Here is a 253-nt window from a genome sequence, read left to right on the forward strand (position 1 = left end):
GTAGTAGTATGCGTTGTGCATAATTCTCTTGCTTACGCTGGCTACAGTTGGCTCAGCAACATTAGGAACAGTAACAACTACTGGCAAAGTAGCTGACTTACCATTAGTATTTGAAGTTGCTTTAACGTTAACAGTGAAAGTATGAGGTGCTTTGAAGTAACCTACTGAGTTTACATCAATCTTTTGGTCCTTTAAGGCTGCCTTAATAGCATCTTCAGTATTAGCAGTACGAGTATTTAACTTCTTATCTGCG

1 pseudogene is annotated in these 253 nt (G+C 38.7%); it reads right to left on the reverse strand.

Features of this window, described 5'->3' with window-relative positions:
- A pseudogene (locus EIZ39_RS27185) lies at nucleotides 1-253 on the reverse strand (S-layer protein); the annotation flags it as partial.

This window comes from Ammoniphilus sp. CFH 90114 (assembly GCF_004123195.1).
In the GTDB taxonomy this organism is placed as follows: domain Bacteria; phylum Bacillota; class Bacilli; order Aneurinibacillales; family RAOX-1; genus YIM-78166.